General features: G+C 54.6%; 18 protein-coding genes. 9 read left to right on the top strand and 9 right to left on the bottom strand.

What is annotated here, in order from left to right; translation table 11 throughout:
- Positions 1-14: 14 nt before the first annotated feature.
- The 9 genes from thiC (at position 15) to C5687_RS19965 (ending at position 8,024) form a co-directional block, all read left to right on the top strand.
- Positions 15-1,910, top strand: a complete 1,896-nt coding sequence (gene thiC / locus C5687_RS20005) for a phosphomethylpyrimidine synthase ThiC (protein WP_025759609.1) — start codon at positions 15-17, stop codon at positions 1,908-1,910.
- Positions 1,910-2,545 (top strand): thiamine phosphate synthase, encoded by a 636-nt coding sequence (gene thiE / locus C5687_RS20000; RefSeq protein ID WP_047957508.1) that lies wholly within the window; start codon positions 1,910-1,912, stop codon positions 2,543-2,545. Before thiC ends, thiE begins: the two co-directional genes overlap by 1 nt.
- Positions 2,538-3,293, top strand: a complete 756-nt coding sequence (locus C5687_RS19995) for a HesA/MoeB/ThiF family protein (protein WP_104557640.1) — start codon at positions 2,538-2,540, stop codon at positions 3,291-3,293. The genes thiE and C5687_RS19995 overlap by 8 nt, the downstream gene beginning before the upstream one ends.
- On the top strand, positions 3,277-3,477 hold the full coding sequence (gene thiS / locus C5687_RS19990; protein ID WP_045331776.1) for a sulfur carrier protein ThiS: 201 nt from the start codon (positions 3,277-3,279) through the stop codon (positions 3,475-3,477). Before C5687_RS19995 ends, thiS begins: the two co-directional genes overlap by 17 nt.
- 1 nt (position 3,478) lies before the next feature.
- Entirely contained in the window at positions 3,479-4,249 is a 771-nt protein-coding gene (gene thiG, locus C5687_RS19985; protein WP_104557638.1) for a thiazole synthase, read from the top strand.
- Positions 4,246-5,373, top strand: coding sequence for a 2-iminoacetate synthase ThiH (thiH, locus tag C5687_RS19980; protein ID WP_047957505.1), 1,128 nt, complete (start codon positions 4,246-4,248; stop codon positions 5,371-5,373). Before thiG ends, thiH begins: the two co-directional genes overlap by 4 nt.
- A gap of 336 nt (positions 5,374-5,709) precedes the next feature.
- Complete coding sequence (locus C5687_RS19975) at positions 5,710-7,251, top strand: sensor domain-containing diguanylate cyclase (RefSeq protein WP_104557636.1); 1,542 nt, start codon at positions 5,710-5,712, stop codon at positions 7,249-7,251.
- A gap of 146 nt (positions 7,252-7,397) precedes the next feature.
- Positions 7,398-7,703, top strand: coding sequence for a PTS sugar transporter subunit IIB (locus tag C5687_RS19970; protein ID WP_014882067.1), 306 nt, complete (start codon positions 7,398-7,400; stop codon positions 7,701-7,703).
- Positions 7,704-7,706: 3 nt separating this feature from the next.
- Positions 7,707-8,024 carry a PTS lactose/cellobiose transporter subunit IIA gene (locus tag C5687_RS19965; RefSeq protein ID WP_025759618.1) on the top strand — a complete coding sequence of 106 codons (318 nt, stop codon included), beginning with the start codon at positions 7,707-7,709 and terminating at the stop codon, positions 8,022-8,024.
- A 58-nt stretch (positions 8,025-8,082) separates the two neighbouring features.
- Here C5687_RS19965 and rpoC read toward each other — a convergent pair whose 3' ends face one another.
- The 9 genes from rpoC to C5687_RS19915 form a co-directional block, all read right to left on the bottom strand.
- The gene (rpoC, locus tag C5687_RS19960) at positions 8,083-12,306 is read right to left on the bottom strand and encodes a DNA-directed RNA polymerase subunit beta' (protein WP_008503454.1); all 4,224 of its coding nucleotides are present in this window, start codon (positions 12,304-12,306) and stop codon (positions 8,083-8,085) included.
- A 76-nt stretch (positions 12,307-12,382) separates the two neighbouring features.
- Positions 12,383-16,411 (bottom strand): DNA-directed RNA polymerase subunit beta, encoded by a 4,029-nt coding sequence (gene rpoB, locus C5687_RS19955; protein ID WP_025759620.1) that lies wholly within the window; start codon positions 16,409-16,411, stop codon positions 12,383-12,385.
- 319 nt (positions 16,412-16,730) lie between these two features.
- Positions 16,731-17,099: a 50S ribosomal protein L7/L12 gene (gene rplL / locus C5687_RS19950; RefSeq protein WP_013095002.1), complete on the bottom strand. Its 369-nt coding sequence runs from the start codon at positions 17,097-17,099 to the stop codon at positions 16,731-16,733.
- Positions 17,100-17,165: 66 nt separating this feature from the next.
- Positions 17,166-17,663, bottom strand: a complete 498-nt coding sequence (gene rplJ / locus C5687_RS19945; protein ID WP_013095001.1) for a 50S ribosomal protein L10 — start codon at positions 17,661-17,663, stop codon at positions 17,166-17,168.
- A gap of 292 nt (positions 17,664-17,955) precedes the next feature.
- Positions 17,956-18,660, bottom strand: coding sequence for a 50S ribosomal protein L1 (rplA, locus tag C5687_RS19935; RefSeq protein WP_013095000.1), 705 nt, complete (start codon positions 18,658-18,660; stop codon positions 17,956-17,958).
- Positions 18,661-18,663: 3 nt separating this feature from the next.
- Entirely contained in the window at positions 18,664-19,092 is a 429-nt protein-coding gene (gene rplK, locus C5687_RS19930) for a 50S ribosomal protein L11 (RefSeq protein WP_008503452.1), read from the bottom strand.
- 156 nt (positions 19,093-19,248) lie between these two features.
- Positions 19,249-19,794, bottom strand: coding sequence for a transcription termination/antitermination protein NusG (gene nusG / locus C5687_RS19925; protein WP_003862341.1), 546 nt, complete (start codon positions 19,792-19,794; stop codon positions 19,249-19,251).
- A 1-nt stretch (position 19,795) separates the two neighbouring features.
- Positions 19,796-20,179, bottom strand: a complete 384-nt coding sequence (gene secE / locus C5687_RS19920) for a preprotein translocase subunit SecE (protein ID WP_013094999.1) — start codon at positions 20,177-20,179, stop codon at positions 19,796-19,798.
- A gap of 229 nt (positions 20,180-20,408) precedes the next feature.
- Positions 20,409-20,493: EF-Tu C-terminal domain-related protein (locus C5687_RS19915; RefSeq protein WP_000740160.1), on the bottom strand; the 85-nt coding region annotated here is incomplete at its 5' end.

Below are 20,493 nucleotides of genomic sequence, written 5' to 3'. Positions count from 1 at the left end.
TTTTGGAATGAGCTATGTCTACTGCAAAACTGACCCGCCGCGAACAGCGCGCACAGGCCCAACACTTTATTGATACCCTGGAAGGCACTGCTTTCCCGAACTCAAAACGCATCTACATTTCCGGCTCCCGGGCGGATATCCGCGTCCCGATGCGTGAAATCCAGCTGAGCCCGACGCTTATCGGCGGCAGCAAAGATAACCCGCAGTATGAAGACAACGAAGCTGTGCCGGTGTATGACACCTCCGGCCCGTACGGCGATCCTGCTGTTGCCATTAACGTGCAGCAGGGTCTGGCGAAACTGCGCCAGCCATGGATTGATGAACGTAATGACTGCGAAGCGCTGTCTGATCGCAGTTCGGCTTACACCAAAGCGCGTCTGGCCGACGACGGTCTTGACGAGCTGCGCTTCGCCGGACTGCTGACGCCGAAACGGGCGAAAGCGGGCAAACGTGTGACCCAGTTGCACTATGCGCGCCAGGGTATTATCACGCCGGAGATGGAGTTTATCGCTATCCGTGAAAACATGGGGCGCGAGCGCATCCGCAGCGAAGTGCTCCGCCATCAGCATCCGGGCGAAGGCTTTGGCGCTCGCCTGCCGGAGAACATCACGCCGGAGTTTGTGCGTGATGAGGTGGCCGCAGGCCGTGCGATTATCCCCGCCAACATCAACCACCCGGAATCTGAGCCGATGATTATCGGCCGCAATTTCCTGGTGAAGGTTAACGCCAATATCGGTAACTCGGCCGTCACCTCTTCCATCGAAGAAGAGGTGGAAAAGCTCGTCTGGTCAACGCGCTGGGGTGCGGACACGGTCATGGATCTCTCAACCGGGCGCTATATTCACGAAACCCGCGAGTGGATCCTGCGTAACAGCCCGGTTCCTATCGGAACGGTGCCCGTCTACCAGGCCCTGGAGAAGGTCAACGGCATTGCCGAAGACCTCACCTGGGAAGCCTTCCGCGACACGCTGCTGGAGCAGGCTGAACAGGGCGTAGACTACTTCACCATTCACGCGGGCGTACTGCTGCGCTACGTGCCGATGACGGCGAAACGTCTGACCGGTATTGTCTCACGCGGCGGCTCCATCATGGCCAAATGGTGCCTGTCGCACCATAAAGAGAACTTCCTCTACGAACACTTCCGCGAGATCTGCGAAATCTGCGCCGCGTACGATGTCTCCCTGTCGCTGGGGGATGGCCTGCGTCCGGGCTCCATTCGCGACGCCAACGACGAAGCGCAGTTTGCCGAGCTGCATACCCTGGGCGAGCTGACCAAAATCGCCTGGGAGTATGACGTGCAGGTGATGATTGAAGGCCCGGGACATGTGCCGATGCAGATGATCCGCCGCAATATGACCGAAGAGCTGGAGCACTGCCACGAAGCGCCATTCTACACCCTGGGGCCGTTGACCACCGATATTGCGCCAGGCTATGACCACTTCACCTCCGGGATTGGGGCGGCGATGATCGGCTGGTTCGGTTGCGCCATGCTCTGCTATGTGACGCCGAAAGAGCACCTCGGCCTGCCTAACAAAGAGGACGTGAAGCAGGGGCTGATTACCTACAAAATCGCCGCCCACGCCGCGGACCTGGCGAAAGGCCATCCCGGCGCGCAAATCCGTGATAACGCCATGTCGAAGGCGCGCTTTGAATTCCGCTGGGAAGATCAGTTCAACCTGGCGCTGGACCCGTTCACCGCCCGCGCCTATCACGACGAGACCCTGCCGCAGGAATCGGGCAAAGTCGCGCACTTCTGCTCCATGTGCGGGCCGAAATTCTGCTCGATGAAAATCAGCCAGGAAGTACGCGATTACGCCGCCACGCAAACCATTGAAGTGGGCATGGCGGACATGTCTGAAACCTTCCGCGCCAAAGGCGGCGAAATCTACCTCAAAAAAGAGGAGGCGTAATGTACCAGCCCGATTTCCCACCCGTTCCCTACCGTTTAGGGCTCTATCCGGTGGTGGACAGCGTGGCGTGGATAGCGCGCTTGCTGGAGGCAGGCGTTCGCACGATCCAGTTGCGCATCAAGGATAAACACGATGACGAGGTGGAGGCGGATGTGGTCGCCGCTATTGCGCTGGGGCGCCAGTATCACGCCCGTCTGTTTATCAACGACTACTGGCGACTGGCCCTTAAGCACCAGGCTTACGGCGTGCATCTGGGTCAGGAGGATCTGGAAACAACGGACCTGAGCGCTATCCGGGACGCCGGATTACGGCTGGGGGTGTCAACGCACGACGACATGGAGATCGACGTGGCGCTGACGGCTCGCCCCTCCTATATCGCGCTCGGTCACGTCTTTCCGACGCAAACCAAACAGATGCCTTCCGCACCGCAGGGGCTGACGCAGCTGGCGGGTCACGTCAAACGCCTTGCCGATTATCCTACCGTCGCCATCGGCGGCATTAGCCTTGAACGGGCGCCGGCGGTGCTGGAGACGGGCGTTGGCAGTATTGCCGTCGTCAGCGCCATCACCCAGGCCGCAAACTGGCAGACCGCCACTGAACAGCTGTTACAGCTGGCAGGAGCAGGTGATGAATGATCGTGATTTTATGCGCTACAGCCGCCAGATCCTGCTGGAGGATATTGCCATCGACGGGCAGCAAAAACTGCTCGCCAGCCGGGCGCTGATTGTTGGTCTGGGAGGATTAGGCGCACCTGCCGCGCTCTATCTGGCAGGCGCCGGCGTGGGCACGCTGGTGCTGGCCGATGACGACGACGTGCATCTCAGTAACCTGCAGCGCCAAATCCTTTTTACCACGGAGGATGTCAACCAGCCCAAAGCGCGTGTTACCCGCCAGCGGCTGAATCAATTGAACCCGGATATTACGCTTATTGCGCGCCAGGAGCGGCTCAGCGGCGAAAATTTGCAGCGTGAAGTCGCCCTTGCTGATGTGGTGCTCGACTGTACCGACAATATGGCGACGCGCCAGGCGATCAACGCCGCCTGCGTGGCCACGCATACCCCCCTCGTCACCGCCAGTGCGGTGGGGTTCGGCGGCCAGATGATGGTCCTGACGCCACCGTGGGCACAGGGCTGCTATCGCTGCCTGTGGCCGGATGATGCCGAGCCGGAACGCAACTGCCGCACGGCAGGCATTCTTGGTCCGGTGGTCGGCGTAATGGGCACCATGCAGGCGCTGGAAGCCATCAAGTTACTCAGCGGCATGGAGACGGAACGCAATACCCTGCGGCTGTTTGATGCCCGCTCCAGCGGCTGGCGCCATCTGGCGCTGCACCGTGACAGCCGCTGCCCGGTGTGCGGAGGCCACAATGCGCATTCTGTTTAACGATGAGCCGATGAAATGCGATGACGGCCTCACCGTTGCCGTCCTGCTCGACAAGCTGCGCCAGCTCAAGCCGGGAACGGCGCTGGCACTCAATCAACAGATCCTGCCGCGCGAGCAGTGGGAACATCAGCAGGTCAATGAGGGCGACCAGATCCTGCTGTTTCAGGTTATCGCAGGGGGCTGAGATGTTACGTATTGCTGATAAAGTTTTTGATTCGCATCTGTTTACCGGAACCGGGAAATTCGCCTCGCCGCAGCTGATGGTGGACGCCATTCGGGAAAGCGGCAGCCAGCTGGTGACGCTGGCGCTCAAGCGCGTGGATCTGCGCCACCACAGCGACGCCATTCTGGCTCCCTTACTGGAAGCGGGCGTCACGCTGCTGCCCAACACCTCCGGTGCGAAAACCGCCGAGGAGGCGATTTTTGCGGCTCAGCTGGCCCGTGAAGCGCTGGGCACACGCTGGCTCAAGCTGGAAATTCACCCGGACGCGCGCTGGCTGCTGCCCGATCCCATCGAAACGCTGAAAGCGGCTGAAAAGCTGGTGCAGCAAGGCTTTACTGTTCTGCCTTACTGCGGGGCCGATCCCGTGCTGTGTAAACGGCTGGAAGAGGTCGGCTGCGCCGCCGTCATGCCGCTGGGTGCGCCTATCGGCTCCAATCAGGGGCTGGAAACCCGCGCGATGCTGGAAATTCTCATCGAACAGGCCACCGTACCGGTGGTGGTAGATGCCGGCATTGGCGTACCCAGCCACGCCGCGCAGGCGCTGGAAATGGGTGCCGATGCGGTACTGGTGAACACCGCCATCGCGGTTGCCGACAATCCGGTCATGATGGCCCGCGCGTTCCGCATGGCTGTCGAAGCCGGCTTGCTGGCAAGAGCATCCGGCCCCGGTTCACGCAGTTTTCAGGCACAGGCCACCAGCCCGCTGACCGGTTTTCTGGAGGCGATCTCATGAGGACGTTTACCGAGCGCTGGCGGCAGCTTAACTGGGACGACATTGCCCTGCGCATCAACAGCAAAACGGCGGCCGACGTGGAGCGGGCGTTGCAGGCCCGACATCTGACCCGCGAGGATCTGATGGCCCTGCTCTCGCCGGCGGCCAGTGCGTACCTCGAACCGATGGCCCAGCGTGCCCAGCGGCTTACCCGTCAGCGCTTTGGCAACACGGTGAGCTTCTACGTACCGCTCTATCTTTCGAATCTGTGCGCTAATGACTGTACCTACTGCGGTTTCTCCATGAGCAACCGCATCAAGCGTAAAACGCTCGATGAGGGTGAGATTGCCCGTGAGTGTGCGGCCATCCGTGAAATGGGTTTTGAGCATCTGCTGCTGGTAACGGGCGAACATCAGGGGAAGGTGGGCATGGACTATTTTCGCCAGCACCTTCCCGCTATTCGTCGTCAGTTCGCGTCGTTGCAGATGGAAGTGCAGCCTCTTTCGCAGGAGGAGTACGCGGAGCTCAAAACGCTCGGTCTGGATGGGGTCATGGTCTATCAGGAAACGTACCATGAGGCGACCTATGCCCGGCATCATCTTAAGGGGAAAAAACAGGATTTCATCTTCCGCCTGGAGACCCCGGACAGGCTGGGCCGCGCTGGCATCGACAAAATCGGTCTGGGCGCGCTGATCGGGCTCTCCGACAGCTGGCGGGTGGATTGCTACATGGTGGCGGAACATCTCCTGTGGCTCCAGCAACACTACTGGCAGAGCCGTTATTCCATCTCTTTCCCCCGGCTGCGACCTTGCGCAGGCGGGATTGAACCGGCGTCGCTTATGGATGAGCGCCAGCTGGTGCAGACCATCTGTGCGTTTCGCCTGCTCGCGCCGGAAGTGGAGTTATCCCTGTCAACGCGTGAATCGCCGGCGTTTCGCGATCGCGTGGTCCCGCTCGCGATCAACAACGTCAGCGCGTTTTCCAAAACGCAACCTGGTGGCTACGCCGACGATCGCCCGGAGCTGGAGCAGTTTGTACCGCATGACGGGCGGCGTCCGGAAGCGGTCGCTGCCGCCCTGAGCGCTCAGGGATTACAACCGGTCTGGAAAGACTGGGACAGCTGGCTGGGAAGAGCCTCACAATAACGTTGCAACGTACCGCAACCCGATAAAAAAGTGTCGAGGCGCTACGGAGAGTCACAACCGGATGATTGCCAGCACTCATCCGGTTTTTTATCGTCGCAGGGTCAGCAACGGATGCTGTCCAGGGCGAAAAGCTTCTTCCTCGTTTCGCCCTGCCTCTGATTAATTGCGCAAAAAGCGCACGCCCGTTTAATAAGCATTTTCTTAATGATCCTTAAGATAAATCATCCCGTCAGTAATCATGTTCCGTATAATTCACCGCTAACCGCAGGACAGCGACTATGCTGAGAGGATATCGGCAGACGAAAAGTATTCACCATCAGGATCGATGTACAACTCATGGCACTTCACAGCAAAAAGCTCTCTTTTACCCGGCCAATCATGCTCAGCTTCGCGGGGATCCTCTGCAGTTTTGCGGTGATCGCGATTGCGGTGACGCTTTCGCAAAGAAAGGATTTTCTTGAGGATTATCACAAGATTAATAGCAATTTTACGCACAACCTGGCGGTGAACTACACCGAATCCATCCTGCGTGAAAATGACTATATCCTTGGCCGTGCCGCGATATACTTCGCGCGCGACGACAGGCTAAACGAGACGCTGAACGTCAACCCGACGCAGGGGCTGCAGATGGTGATGCATTTGCAAAACCTGATGCCGACCGTCTCCTCCATTTCGCTTGCCGACACGCAGGGGCATTATCTGCGCGCACCGGAAGTACTTCCCACGGAGAAGAGTAAAACCTTCGATCCCCGGACGCGCCCGTGGTTTATCGCCCAGGCGGAAGCCAGTATCTTCAGCCACTATACACGCCCCTACATGGACTACTTCACCGGCCATCCGACAGTAACCCTCTATAAACCGTTGATTTCACCGGAAGGAAGGCTAAAGGGAACCATCGCGTTTCATCTCGATTTGACCTCAATGGGCTATACGCTGCGTCAGATGGTGGCGCCCGTGCAGGGAGAATTCTTCGTCGTCGAACGTGACGGTGCCGTCGTGCTTCACCCTGATACCGGCGCGCTTTTCAAAAAGTACGTAAGCGAAGCGCTGATGGACAAAATGACCAGCGGCGAAGGCCACCTGTACGACAAGAAAAGCAATGCCTGGTATTACTACTACTCCTTTACTAACCCGGACTGGTTTGTCATCTACCGGGTATCAGGTGATACGCTCACCGATATTACCCGCCACGAAACGACGATTGTTGGCTGGGGATTCGCGCTGGCGGCCATCATTATCATTCTCTTTGGCTTATACCTCCGACACGCCTCGCGTAGCGTGCTGATGCACATTATCAATGCCATCAAAACCGGCGATGTCAACGAGGCACCGCGTCTTGAAGCCATGCTGAGCCACACGATCCAGTCGAATAAAGAGCGCGAGATGGCCTATGTGCGCCAGGCGACTCACGATGCGCTGACGGGCTGTAAAAACCGCCGCGCATTCGACAGCGATGTCGCGGAACTGCTGAATGCCCAGCAGCCGTTTGCGATGGCGCTGGTAGATATCGATAACTTTAAGTCGATTAACGACACCCTGGGCCACCTGACCGGTGATATTGTCCTGCGCAACGTAGCCCGTGAAGGGATCCAGATCATGCAGCCGCACCACGTCCCGGTTTACCGCTACGGTGGAGAGGAGTTCGCGGTGGTCTTCCAGGCCGGGCAGATCGCGGACGCCTTCTCCTTACTGGAGGCATGGCGTACCGCGGTTGAAAAGCGCGTCTGGCGGGAGGAAAACCTGCGGGTCACGTTCAGCGGTGGTCTTGGGGAGTGGCATTTCGAACCACTGGAGCAATTTGTAGAAAGTGTGGATAACGCTCTCTACAGTGCGAAGCGGCAGGGGAAAAACCGCATTCTTCGCACCTCCGTCGGCTGATTTTCGCGATGCCTGGCAAAATTGTAACCGGTTTCAGAAAAATGCTGATTTCTTTGTGATGCCTGACACACAATCGCGGTAAAGCGGTTGTTGAAGCGTTCTGCACGGGATAATTATCAATAAACACATGTAGATCGAGGCTGATTATGAAGAACATCGTTTTATGCTGTGCAGCGGGAATGTCAACCAGCATGCTGGTTCAACGTATGAAAGACGCCGCGCAGAAAAAAGGAGTAGAAGTCACCATTAAAGCCGTTCCGGTTGCGGAGTTTAAAGACAACATCGCGACGGCCGACATCGTTCTGCTGGGGCCCCAGGTGAAATACGAGCAGGCGAAACTCCAGGCGCAGGCCGACCCTCTGGGTAAAAAGGTCGCGGTGATCGACATGATGGATTACGGCATGATGAAAGGTGATGCCGTACTGGAAAAAGCGCTCAAACTTCTGGAGTGAACCATGGAAGATTTAGAAACAACGATCATGGAACTGCTGGTCAATGCGGGTGCGGCACGCAGTGCTGCCCTCACGGCGTTGCAGATGGCGCGTAAAGGTGACTTTACCGAAGCCGAGAAAGCGATGGAAGAATCGCGGGAATATGTGAAGCATGCGCACACGATCCAGACGCAGCTTATCGGTCTTGATGAAGGCAGCGGAAAACTGCCGGTAAACCTGATCACTGTCCACTCCCAGGATCACCTGATGAACGCGATGGTCATACAGGATCTGGCGGGCGATATGATTGAGCTGTATCGACGGATCCCGTTAGTAAACTGAAAGAGTACAGATATAAAAAAACCCGCCGAAGCGGGTTTTTTTATTAGCGACTCAACGATTACTCGTTGTCGGAACCACCCAGACCTGCGTTCAGCAGTTCTGCCAGGCTCGCGGATGCATCTTCAGCAGTAACCTGCGGTGCGGCTGGCAGTTCGCCTGCAGCACGACGACGCATACGATCCTGATGGTACGCATAACCGGTACCAGCCGGGATCAGACGACCCACGATGACGTTCTCTTTCAGACCGCGCAGTTCATCACGTTTACCTGCAACAGCGGCTTCGGTCAGGACACGAGTGGTTTCCTGGAACGATGCCGCAGAGATGAAGGACTCGGTTGCCAGAGACGCTTTGGTGATACCCAGCAGATCGCGCGAGAAGGTCGCACCGATTTTGCCGTTCGCTTCCAGTTCGCGGTTAGCGATCTTGACGCGTGAGTATTCAACCTGCTCGCCTTCGAGGAACTCGGAGCTGCCCGCGTTTTCGATGGTTGCTTTACGCAGCATCTGACGAACGATAACTTCGATGTGTTTATCGTTAATCTTAACGCCCTGCAGGCGGTATACGTCCTGTACTTCGTTAACGATGTAACGAGTAACAGCATGCACACCACGCAGACGCAGGATGTCGTGCGGCGCTTCTGGACCGTCGGAAACCACGTCACCACGTTCTACACGTTCACCTTCGAACACGTTGAGCTGACGCCACTTAGGAATCATCTCTTCGTATGGCTCGCTACCGTCTACCGGTGTGATAACCAGACGGCGTTTACCTTTGGTCTCTTTACCGAAGGAGATGATACCGCTGATTTCAGCCAGGATTGCCGGCTCTTTCGGACGACGTGCTTCGAACAGGTCCGCAACGCGTGGCAGACCACCGGTGATGTCCTTGGTACCGCCGGATTCCTGAGGAATACGCGCCAGGGTGTCACCAGAGCTGATCTGTACGCCATCTTCCAGCTGTACAATCGCTTTACCCGGCAGGAAGTACTGCGCAGGCATATCGGTACCTGGGATCAGAACGTCATTACCCTGAGCATCAACGATTTTCAGCGCAGGACGCAGATCTTTACCGCCGGTAGTACGTTCAGCAGAATCCAGAACCACCAGAGAAGACAGACCGGTCAGCTCGTCAGTCTGACGAGTAATGGTCTGGCCGTCGATCATGTCAGTGAAGCGGATGAAACCACTTACTTCGGTGATAACCGGCATGGTGTGTGGATCCCAGTTTGCAACGGTTTCACCGCCGGCAACCTGCTCGCCATCACCTTTCGCCATAACCGCACCGTAAGGCACTTTATAGCTCTCTTTGGTACGACCGAATTCGTCGATCAGCTTCAGCTCGGTGTTACGGGAAGTGATAACCAGTTTACCGCTGGAGTTCACAACCGATTTCGCGTTGCTGAGCTTGATGCTACCTTTGTTTTTCACCTGGATGCTGGATTCAGCAGCCGCACGAGATGCCGCACCACCGATGTGGAACGTACGCATCGTCAGCTGTGTGCCCGGCTCACCGATGGACTGTGCCGCGATAACGCCGATGGCTTCACCTTTGTTGATGATGTGGCCACGCGCCAGGTCACGACCGTAGCAGTGCGCACATACACCAAAGTCGGTGTCACAGGATACAACGGAACGCACTTTCACGGAGTCAACAGAGTTCGCTTCCAGCAGGTCACACCACTGTTCGTGCAGCAGGGTGTTGCGTGGAACCAGAATGTCTGCGGTACCCGGCTTCAGGATGTCTTCCGCGGTCACACGACCCAGTACGCGATCGCGCAGTGGCTCTTTAACATCACCACCCTCGATAACCGGGGTCATGGTGATACCTTCGAGGGTGCCACAATCGTCTTCGGTCACAACCAGATCCTGCGCAACGTCAACCAGACGACGCGTCAGATAACCGGAGTTCGCTGTCTTCAGTGCGGTATCCGCCAGACCTTTACGCGCACCGTGCGTGGAGATGAAGTACTGGAGTACGTTCAGACCTTCACGGAAGTTCGCGGTGATTGGCGTTTCGATGATGGAGCCATCTGGCTTCGCCATCAGACCACGCATACCTGCCAGCTGACGAATCTGTGCTGCAGAACCACGCGCACCGGAGTCGGCCATCATGTAGATGCTGTTGAAGGAAACCTGCTGCTCTTCGACACCGTCACGGTTAATCACGGTTTCGGTCTGCAGGTTATCCATCATCGCTTTGGATACACGATCGTTCGCCGCTGCCCAGATATCGATAACTTTGTTATAGCGTTCGCCCGCGGTAACCAGACCAGACTGGAACTGCTCCTGGATCTCAGCAACTTCGGCTTCCGCTTCAGAGATGATCTCGTGTTTCTTCTCTGGGATGACCATGTCATCAATACCAACAGATGCACCTGAACGCGCTGCATAAGCAAAGCCGGTATACATTGTCTGGTCAGCGAAGATAACGGTCGGCTTCAGGCCCAGAATGCGGTAACAGGTGTTCAGCATTTTGGAGATTGCCTTCTTGCCCAGCGCCTGGTTGACGATGGAGAAAGGCAGACCTTTCGGTACGATCATCCACAGAATGGCACGGCCAACGGTCGTGTCTTTCAGGCTGGTTTTCGCAACGAATTCGCCGTTTGCATCTTTTTCGTATTCGGTGATACGCACTTTAACGCGCGCATGCAGAGAGGCCAGGCCAGCGCGATAAATACGCTCAGCTTCTTTCGGGCCAGTCAGCACCATGCCTTCGCCTTTGGCGTTAACACAGTCACGGGTCATGTAGTACAGACCCAATACAACGTCCTGAGAAGGAACGATGATAGGTTCACCGTTCGCTGGAGACAGAATGTTGTTGGTAGACATCATCAGCGCACGCGCTTCCAGCTGGGCTTCCAGCGTCAGCGGTACGTGAACAGCCATCTGGTCACCATCGAAGTCGGCGTTATATGCCGCACAAACCAGCGGGTGCAGCTGGATAGCTTTACCTTCGATCAGGACTGGCTCAAATGCCTGAATACCCAGACGGTGCAGGGTTGGTGCACGGTTCAGCAGTACCGGGTGTTCGCGGATCACTTCGTCCAGGATATCCCAAACGACAGCTTCTTCACGCTCAACCATTTTCTTAGCGGCTTTGATGGTGGTGGCGAGTCCTCGCAACTCCAGCTTGCCGTAGATGAACGGTTTGAACAGCTCCAGTGCCATTTTCTTCGGCAGACCGCACTGATGCAGACGCAGGTATGGACCTACGGTGATTACAGAACGACCGGAGTAGTCAACACGCTTACCGAGCAGGTTCTGACGGAAACGACCCTGTTTACCTTTGATCATGTCGGCCAAAGATTTCAGAGGACGCTTGTTAGAACCGGTGATCGCACGACCGCGACGACCGTTATCCAGCAGGGCATCTACCGCTTCCTGCAGCATACGTTTTTCGTTGCGTACGATGATGTCCGGCGCAGCCAGATCCAGCAGACGTTTCAGACGGTTGTTACGGTTAATGACGCGACGATACAGATCGTTCAGGTCAGACGTTGCGAAACGACCACCATCCAGCGGAACCAGCGGACGCAGATCTGGCGGCAGAACCGGCAGAACGGTCAGGATCATCCACTCTGGTTTGTTACCAGACTGCACGAACGCTTCCAGCAGCTTGATACGCTTGGTCAGCTTTTTACGCTTGGTTTCGGAGTTGGTTTCGTTCAGCTCTTCACGCAGCTGCTCGCACTCTTGCTCCAGATCCATGCTCTTCAGCAGGGCCTGGATAGCTTCCGCACCCATTTTCGCGTCGAATTCGTCACCGAACTCTTCCAGCGCGTCCAGATACTGCTCTTCAGTCAGGATCTGGTGACGTTCCAGGTTTGTCATCCCGCCTTCGATAACCACATAAGATTCGAAGTACAGAACACGTTCAATATCGCGCAGCGGCATATCCAGCAGCAGACCGATACGGGACGGCAGAGATTTCAGGAACCAGATGTGGGCGGTCGGAGACGCCAGCTCGATGTGGCCCATGCGCTCACGACGCACTTTGGTCTGGGTCACTTCAACGCCGCACTTCTCACAGATCACACCACGGTGTTTCAGGCGCTTGTACTTACCGCACAGGCACTCGTAATCTTTTACTGGCCCGAAAATACGCGCACAGAAAAGGCCGTCACGCTCAGGTTTGAACGTACGGTAGTTGATGGTTTCCGGCTTTTTAACTTCACCGAAAGACCATGAACGGATCATGTCTGGCGAAGCCAGAGCAATTTTGATCGCATCAAACTCTTCGGTTTTAGTTTGCGCTTTCAGAAACTTTAATAAGTCTTTCACGGATTTGCTCCCGTCGGAGTTAGCACACTCTGCTGTCGGGGGTTAACCCGACAGCAGTGACCTGTTTGAGCGAGAATTACTCGTCTTCCAGTTCGATGTTGATACCCAGCGAACGAATCTCTTTCAACAGTACGTTGAAGGATTCTGGCATGCCCGGCTCCATCTGATGGTTGCCGTCCACGATGTTCTTATACATCTTGGTACGACCGTTCACGTCATCAGACTTAACGGTGAGCATTTCCTGCAGGGTGTATGCTGCGCCGTATGCTTCCAGCGCCCACACTTCCATCTCCCCGAAGCGCTGACCACCGAACTGTGCCTTACCACCCAGCGGCTGCTGAGTAACCAGGCTGTAAGAACCGGTAGAACGAGCGTGCATCTTGTCGTCGACCAGGTGGTTCAGTTTCAGCATGTACATGTAACCTACGGTTACCGGACGCTCGAACTGTTCACCGGTACGGCCGTCAAACAGCGTAATCTGGCCAGACGTTGGCAGACCACCCAGTTGCAGCAGCTCTTTGATTTCAGCTTCTTTTGCACCGTCGAATACCGGCGTTGCAATTGGCATACCTTTGCGCAGGTTCTCTGCCAGACGCAGCACTTCTTCATCGCTGAAGGTGTTCAGGTCGACTTTCTGACGCACATCGGTACCCAGATCGTAGGCACGCTGGATGAATTCGCGCAGTTTCGCGACTTCCTGCTGCTGTTTCAGCATGGCGTTAATCTTGTCGCCAATACCTTTCGCAGCCATACCCAGGTGGGTTTCCAGAATCTGACCGATGTTCATACGAGACGGTACGCCCAGCGGGTTCAGTACGATATCTACCGGCGTACCGTTAGCATCGTGCGGCATATCTTCGATCGGGTTGATCTTAGAGATAACACCCTTGTTACCGTGACGACCTGCCATCTTATCACCAGGCTGGATCTGACGTTTAACAGCCAGATACACCTTAACAATCTTCAGCACGCCTGGTGCCAGATCGTCGCCCTGAGTGATTTTGCGGCGTTTCGCTTCGAGTTTTTTCTCGAACTCGTGTTTCAGTTCGTCATACTGCTCAGCCAGCTGTTCCAGCTGATTCTGTTTCTCTTCGTCGGTCAGGCCCAGTTCCAGCCAGCGATCGCGTGGCAGTTTGTCGAGCTTCTCAGCTTCAACGCCACCGGCAACCAGTACCGCATAGATACGGCTGAACAGACCCGCTTCGAGGATCTGCAGTTCTTCAGACAGGTCTTTCTTAGCCTGTTTGAGCTGCATCTCTTCGATTTCCAGCGCACGTTTATCTTTCTCAACGCCGTCACGGGTGAAGACCTGAACGTCGATAACCGTACCGGAAACACCGTTTGGTACGCGCAGAGAAGAGTCTTTAACGTCAGACGCTTTCTCACCGAAGATGGCACGCAGCAGTTTCTCTTCTGGCGTCAGCTGGGTTTCACCTTTCGGCGTAACCTTACCAACCAGAATGTCGCCGCCAGTTACTTCCGCACCGATGTAAACGATACCGGATTCATCCAGTTTGGAGAGCGCAGCTTCACCCACGTTAGGGATGTCAGCGGTGATCTCTTCTGGCCCCAGCTTGGTGTCACGGGACACACATGCCAGTTCCTGAATGTGGATGGTGGTGAAACGATCTTCCTGAACCACACGCTCGGAAACGAGGATGGAGTCTTCGAAGTTGTAACCGTTCCACGGCATGAACGCTACGCGCATGTTCTGACCGAGCGCCAGTTCACCGAGGTCGGTGGATGGACCGTCTGCCAGCACGTCGCCGCGCTCGACCGGCTCACCCAGAGACACACATGGCATCTGGTTGATACAGGTGTTCTGGTTAGAACGGGTGTATTTGGTCAGGTTATAGATGTCGATACCCGCTTCGCCCGGATACATCTCGTCTTCGTTAACTTTGATAACGATACGGGATGCGTCGACGTACTGTACGGTACCGCCACGCTTAGCAACTGCAGTAACACCGGAGTCAACGGCAACAGCACGTTCCATACCGGTACCAACCAGCGGCTTATCAGCACGCAGAGTTGGAACGGCCTGACGTTGCATGTTCGCACCCATCAATGCACGGTTGGCGTCATCGTGTTCCAGGAACGGGATCAGGGACGCACCGACGGATACCACCTGCTGGGTGGATACGTCCATGTAGTCAACCTGGTCGCGGCTGAACAAGCTGGATTCGCCTTTGCTACGGCAGGTAACCAGATCTTCTACAAAGTGGCCTTCGTCATCCAGGTTGGAGTTCGCCTGAGCGATAACGTAGTTGCCTTCTTCGATAGCAGACAGGTAATGAATTTCGTCGGTCACAACACCGTCAGTCACTTTACGGTACGGCGTCTCAAGGAAACCGTATTCGTTCGTCTGTGCGTACACGGACAGGGAGTTGATCAGACCGATGTTTGGACCTTCAGGCGTTTCGATTGGACATACGCGACCGTAGTGCGTCGGGTGTACGTCTCGAACTTCGAAGCCTGCGCGTTCACGGGTCAGACCGCCTGGGCCGAGTGCAGAGATACGACGTTTGTGCGTAATCTCAGACAGCGGGTTGTTCTGGTCCATGAACTGAGACAGCTGGCTGGAACCGAAGAACTCTTTCACTGCTGCAGAAATCGGCTTGGCGTTGATCATATCCTGAGGCATCAGGGTATCCAGATCGCCCAGAGACAGACGCTCTTTCACCGCACGTTCTACACGTACCAGGCCAACGCGGAACTGGTTTTCCGCCATTTCGCCTACGGAACGGATACGACGGTTACCGAGGTGGTCGATATCGTCCACTTCGCCTTTACCGTTACGGATATCGATGAGCTTCTTCATCACTTCGATGATGTCGTCTTTGCTCAGGATACCGGAACCTTCGATCTCATCACGCAGCAGAGAACGGTTGAACTTCATACGACCCACTGCAGACAGATCGTAGCGGTCTTCGGAGAAGAACAGGTTCTCGAACAGGCTTTCAGCCGCTTCGCGAGTTGGTGGCTCACCAGGACGCATCATGCGGTAGATTTCAACCAGCGCGCTCAGACGGTCGGTCGTTGGGTCGACGCGAATAGTCTCAGAGATATATGGACCGTGGTCCAGATCGTTGGTGAACAGCGTTTCGATACGTTTGTGACCAGCCTGACTCAGCTTAGCCAGCAGATCCAGGCTCAGCTCCATGTTCGCCGGGCAGATCAGCTCGCCAGTTGATTCATCAACGTAATCTTTCGCGGCTACTTTTCCTGCAATGTATTCAACCGGAACTTCGATGTGTTTGATATCATCTTTTTCCAGCTGGCGGATGTGGCGCGCGGTGATACGGCGACCTTTTTCCACATACACTTTGCCGTCGGCTTCGATGTCGAACGACGCGGTCTCACCACGCAGACGTTCCGGCACCAGCTCCATCTGCAGCTTGTTGTCGCGGATTTCAAAGATCACTTTCTCAAAGAACAGGTCCAGGATCTGCTCAGTGGTATAGTTCAGTGCACGCAGAATGATGGTAGCAGGCAGTTTACGACGACGGTCGATACGGACAAACAGGTTGTCTTTTGGATCGAACTCGAAGTCCAGCCAGGAACCACGGTAAGGAATGATGCGTGCGTTATACAGTACTTTACCGGAAGAGTGTGTTTTACCTTTATCGCTGTCGAAGAAGACACCCGGGCTACGATGTAGCTGGGAAACGATAACACGCTCAGTACCGTTGATAACGAAAGTACCGTTGTCCGTCATGAGTGGAATTTCACCCATGTAGACTTCTTGTTCTTTAATGTCTTTTACGGTGCCTTCTGGCGCTTCGCGCTCGTAGATCACCAGACGCAGTTTTACGCGCAGCGGTGCGGAATAGGTCACGCCACGGATCTGACATTCCTGAACGTCAAACACCGGCTCGCCAAGGCGATAGCTGACGTACTGCAGCTCGGAGTTACCGCTGTAGCTCTGAATTGGGAACACGGAACGGAAGGCGGCTTCCAGACCGTACTGCCCTTCAGGATCTTGCTCGATAAACTTCTGGAACGAGTCAAGCTGGATAGAAAGGAGATATGGAATGTCCAGAACTTGTGGACGTTTACCAAAATCCTTACGAATACGTTTTTTCTCGGTATAGGAGTAAACCATAGGGTTCCTCAGCTCGCTGACAAGTCGACCCATCTGTCCGACGAAGGGACAGTTTGTGCAACACCATTTTGTGGACCGGAAAATTGAATACTTTCCGCAATACCTGTTGCTATCACGCTTAAACCATTTCATTGCGATTTACACAGAGCGAGCACCCTGTCGCAGTATATTAAGTCGTCGATAGAAACAAGCATTGAAAGACACATCGATAGTCAAACAGTGTGAAATGCTACCGAGGCCTTACAGCGCAAAAAGGCTGGTGACTAAAAAGTCACCAGCCATCAGCCTAATGACTTAGGCTGCAACCAGAAAAGTTGGCTTATTTAACTTCAACTTCAGCGCCAGCTTCTTCCAGAGATTTTTTCAGTGCTTCTGCGTCGTCTTTGCTCACGCCTTCTTTCAGCGCAGCTGGAGCAGATTCTACCAGGTCTTTAGCTTCTTTCAGACCCAGACCGGTAGCGCCACGAACAGCTTTGATTACAGCAACTTTGTTCGCGCCAGCAGCTTTCAGAATTACGTCGAATTCAGTTTTCTCTTCAGCAGCGTCAGCAGCTGGGCCAGCAGCAACAGCTACAGCAGCAGCAGCAGAAACACCGAATTTTTCTTCCATTGCAGAGATCAGCTCAACAACGTCCATTACGGACATAGCGGATACTGCTTCAATGATTTGATCTTTAGTGATAGACATTTAAATTGTTCCTGAATATCAGAATAAGTTTATACGTAAGCAGATGCATTATAAAGATAACTGCGATTAAGCAGCTTCTTTCGCATCGCGTACAGCAGCCAGAGTACGAACCAGTTTGCCAGCCGAAGCTTCTTTCATGGTTGCCATCAGGCGTGCAATTGCTTCTTCGTAGGTCGGCAGAGTTGCCAGGCGGTCGATCTGAGACGCCGGGATCAGCTCACCTTCAAAGGCAGCGGCTTTGACCTCAAATTTTGCATTCGCTTTCGCGAACTCTTTGAACAGACGAGCAGCAGCGCCCGGGTGTTCCATAGAGTATGCAATCAGGGTCGGACCAACAAACGTGTCTTTCAGGCACTCAAAAGAGGTACCTTCAACAGCACGACGCAGCAGGGTGTTACGAACAACACGCATGTAAACGCCAGCTTCACGACCTGCTTTACGCAGTTCAGTCATTTTATCTACAGTTACGCCACGGGAATCCGCAACTACTGCAGACAGCGCGCCTTTGGCTACTTCGCTGACTTCAGCAACAATCGCTTGTTTGTCTTGAAGATTTAAAGCCATTAGCTTTTGCTCCTGGATGTTTGCCGGAACTCATGTTCCGGAACTCACTTCACTCTTCCCAACGGAAAGAGCGTCTTAATACGGTGAGCAGAAACAAGCCAGAATATCCAAAAATAATCTTAGCGTTCTGTCACCGTCTACGCAGGGGATTAAGTCTCTTGCGAAACACCTGCGGTCTTCGACGGAGGCCTGGATTAGGCCAGGCTCCAACGAACAATTCTTTTAGCCGCTAACTTTCGTTAGCAAACGTGGGGGTAAGATTGTAGACAAAATCACCGCCCACGTAAAGGCATTAGTTTGCAGCAGCGCTCAGGCCAGCCTGGTCAACTGCAACACCTGCACCCATGGTGGTGGAGATGCTAACTTTCTTGATGTACACGCCTTTCGCCTGAGTTGGTTTTGCTTTTTTCAGCGCAACCAGCAGAGCTTCCAGGTTTTCTTTCAGTTTGTCAGCGTCGAAGTCCACTTTACCGATGGTAGTGTGGATGATGCCGTTTTTGTCGTTACGATAACGAACCTGACCTGCTTTAGCGTTCTTAACCGCTTCAGCAACGTTAGGGGTTACAGTACCCACTTTCGGGTTTGGCATCAGGCCGCGTGGACCCAGAACCTGGCCCAGCTGGCCAACAACGCGCATTGCATCTGGAGATGCGATAACAACGTCGAAGTTCATTTCGCCTTTCTTGATCTGGTCAGCCAGATCTTCCATACCTACCAGTTCAGCGCCAGCAGCTTTAGCAGCTTCTGCGTTTGCACCCTGAGTAAATACAGCTACGCGAACGGAACGGCCAGTACCGTGTGGCAGTACAGTCGCGCCACGAACGTTCTGATCAGATTTACGAGCATCGATGCCCAGGTTAACAGCAACGTCAACGCTTTCAACGAACTTAGCGGTCGCCAGTTCTTTCAGCAGAGCGATAGCTTCGTTGATGTCATACTGTTTGGTCGCATCAACTTTGTCACGGATCACGGACATGCGCTTGGTCAGTTTAGCCATTTCTTAGTCCTCCACTACCAGGCCCATGGAACGTGCAGTACCTTCGATTGAGCGAGTCATCGCTTCAATGTCGGCACCAGTCATGTCGGCAGCTTTGGTCTGCGCGATTTCCTGCAGCTGAGCGCGGGAAATTTTACCCACTTTGTCTTTGTTCGGCTTACCGGAACCAGACTTGATACCAGCCGCTTTCTTCAGCAGAACAGCTGCTGGAGGGGTTTTGGTAACGAAAGTGAAAGAACGGTCAGCGTAAACAGTGATAACAACTGGGATTGGCAGACCTTTTTCCAGGGATTCAGTTTTGGCGTTGAACGCTTTACAGAATTCCATGATGTTCACACCCTGCTGACCCAGAGCTGGACCAACTGGTGGACTTGGGTTCGCCATACCCGCTGCAACCTGCAGCTTGACGTAGGCTTGTACTTTCTTAGCCATTCTAAAATCCTCTGATTGGGTGATAACGCCTCAGTGAGGCTCCCCGTGAATAAAATTCGTTTTACGGGCCTTAACCCATAAAAACAAAAGGCGCGAAATTGTATTCCAATCTCGCGCCCTGTGCAACGATTAAATCGTCGCTTTTTTGATCGCTGCTTAGGCTTTTTCGACCTGAGCGAAGTCCAGCTCTACCGGGGTCGCACGACCGAAGATAGAAACAGACACTTTCAGGCGGGACTTCTCGTAGTCCACTTCTTCAACAACGCCGTTAAAGTCAGCAAACGGACCGTCATTAACACGAACCATTTCACCCGGTTCAAACAGCGTTTTCGGACGCGGCTTATCACCCACCTGCTGCAGGCGGTTCATAATCGCATCAACTTCTTTGTCGCTGATTGGCGCCGGACGGTCAGACGTGCCGCCGATAAAGCCCATCACACGCGGTACGCTGCGCACAAGGTGCCAGCTCGCGTCGTTCATAACCATCTGAACCAGCACGTAACCCGGGAAGAATTTACGCTCGCTTTTGCGACGTTGGCCGCCACGGATCTCAACCACTTCTTCGGTCGGAACCATAACTTCGCCAAATAACTCTTCCATGTTGTGTAATTTGATATGCTCACGCAGCGACGTTGCTACGCGGCCTTCAAAACCGGAAAACGCCTGAACGACGTACCAGCGCTTTTTAGGGGCTTCAGACATCTCAGAACCTCAGGCCAGTGATAAAGGATACCAGGCGAACCAGAATACCATCCAGTCCCCACAGGATCAGTGACATTACAGCGGTAACCGCCGCTACGATCAGCGTGGTGTGCAATGTTTCCTGGCGAGTCGGCCAAATTACCTTGCGGACTTCGGTACGCGCTTCGCGAGCAAAAGCGACAGTCGCTTTGCCTTTCGTCGTCAACAGCGCGACACCACCCGCTGCAGCAATCAGAATTACCACTGCAAGCGCGCGTAGCGGCAGCATAATGTCACGATAAAGGTAGTTACCGACAATCGCTACGATCAGCAGAACGGCTACCACTACCCATTTCATCGCTTCCAGGCCGCGCCCGCTCCCTTGAGCTTCGGTATTCGCACTCATAAACCAACCTGTCAGAAGTATTCTACAAACATTTTCACCCCGCGATTGCGAGGCAAACCAAATCGAAATGCTAATTCGCTTTTCGAATTATACGCTCTCTGCAGAGCCTGTCTCAGCAATGATTATGACAAAAATAATCACTGATGAGCCAGGTTCTGACGTGAAAGCGTGCAAAAAGGGCATCAAATGATGCCCTTTTATTGCGCATTGCGTCAAATGTTATCAGCAATTAGCCGAGAACTTTAGCAACCACGCCCGCGCCAACGGTACGGCCACCTTCACGGATTGCGAAACGCAGACCGTCGTCCATCGCA

Source organism: Enterobacter sichuanensis (genome assembly GCF_002939185.1).
Classification (GTDB): Bacteria; Pseudomonadota; Gammaproteobacteria; order Enterobacterales; family Enterobacteriaceae; genus Enterobacter; species Enterobacter sichuanensis.
Note: the sequence above shows the minus strand (reverse complement) of the source record. Positions and strands in the feature narration are given on the sequence as shown.

What these genes read in the sequence shown, in the direction of transcription:
- rplJ (WP_013095001.1), bottom strand. Translation starts at nt 17,663, where the DNA reads ATGGCTTTAAATCTTCAAGACAAACAAGCGATTGTTGCTGAAGTCAGC.
- rpoB (WP_025759620.1), bottom strand. Translation starts at nt 16,411, where the DNA reads ATGGTTTACTCCTATACCGAGAAAAAACGTATTCGTAAGGATTTTGGT.
- C5687_RS19965 (WP_025759618.1), top strand. Translation starts at nt 7,707, where the DNA reads ATGGAAGATTTAGAAACAACGATCATGGAACTGCTGGTCAATGCGGGT.
- thiC (WP_025759609.1), top strand. Translation starts at nt 15, where the DNA reads ATGTCTACTGCAAAACTGACCCGCCGCGAACAGCGCGCACAGGCCCAA.
- C5687_RS19975 (WP_104557636.1), top strand. Translation starts at nt 5,710, where the DNA reads ATGGCACTTCACAGCAAAAAGCTCTCTTTTACCCGGCCAATCATGCTC.
- rplK (WP_008503452.1), bottom strand. Translation starts at nt 19,092, where the DNA reads ATGGCTAAGAAAGTACAAGCCTACGTCAAGCTGCAGGTTGCAGCGGGT.
- rplA (WP_013095000.1), bottom strand. Translation starts at nt 18,660, where the DNA reads ATGGCTAAACTGACCAAGCGCATGTCCGTGATCCGTGACAAAGTTGAT.
- nusG (WP_003862341.1), bottom strand. Translation starts at nt 19,794, where the DNA reads ATGTCTGAAGCCCCTAAAAAGCGCTGGTACGTCGTTCAGGCGTTTTCC.
- thiH (WP_047957505.1), top strand. Translation starts at nt 4,246, where the DNA reads ATGAGGACGTTTACCGAGCGCTGGCGGCAGCTTAACTGGGACGACATT.
- C5687_RS19995 (WP_104557640.1), top strand. Translation starts at nt 2,538, where the DNA reads ATGAATGATCGTGATTTTATGCGCTACAGCCGCCAGATCCTGCTGGAG.
- thiG (WP_104557638.1), top strand. Translation starts at nt 3,479, where the DNA reads ATGTTACGTATTGCTGATAAAGTTTTTGATTCGCATCTGTTTACCGGA.
- thiE (WP_047957508.1), top strand. Translation starts at nt 1,910, where the DNA reads ATGTACCAGCCCGATTTCCCACCCGTTCCCTACCGTTTAGGGCTCTAT.
- thiS (WP_045331776.1), top strand. Translation starts at nt 3,277, where the DNA reads ATGCGCATTCTGTTTAACGATGAGCCGATGAAATGCGATGACGGCCTC.
- secE (WP_013094999.1), bottom strand. Translation starts at nt 20,179, where the DNA reads ATGAGTGCGAATACCGAAGCTCAAGGGAGCGGGCGCGGCCTGGAAGCG.
- rplL (WP_013095002.1), bottom strand. Translation starts at nt 17,099, where the DNA reads ATGTCTATCACTAAAGATCAAATCATTGAAGCAGTATCCGCTATGTCC.
- C5687_RS19970 (WP_014882067.1), top strand. Translation starts at nt 7,398, where the DNA reads ATGAAGAACATCGTTTTATGCTGTGCAGCGGGAATGTCAACCAGCATG.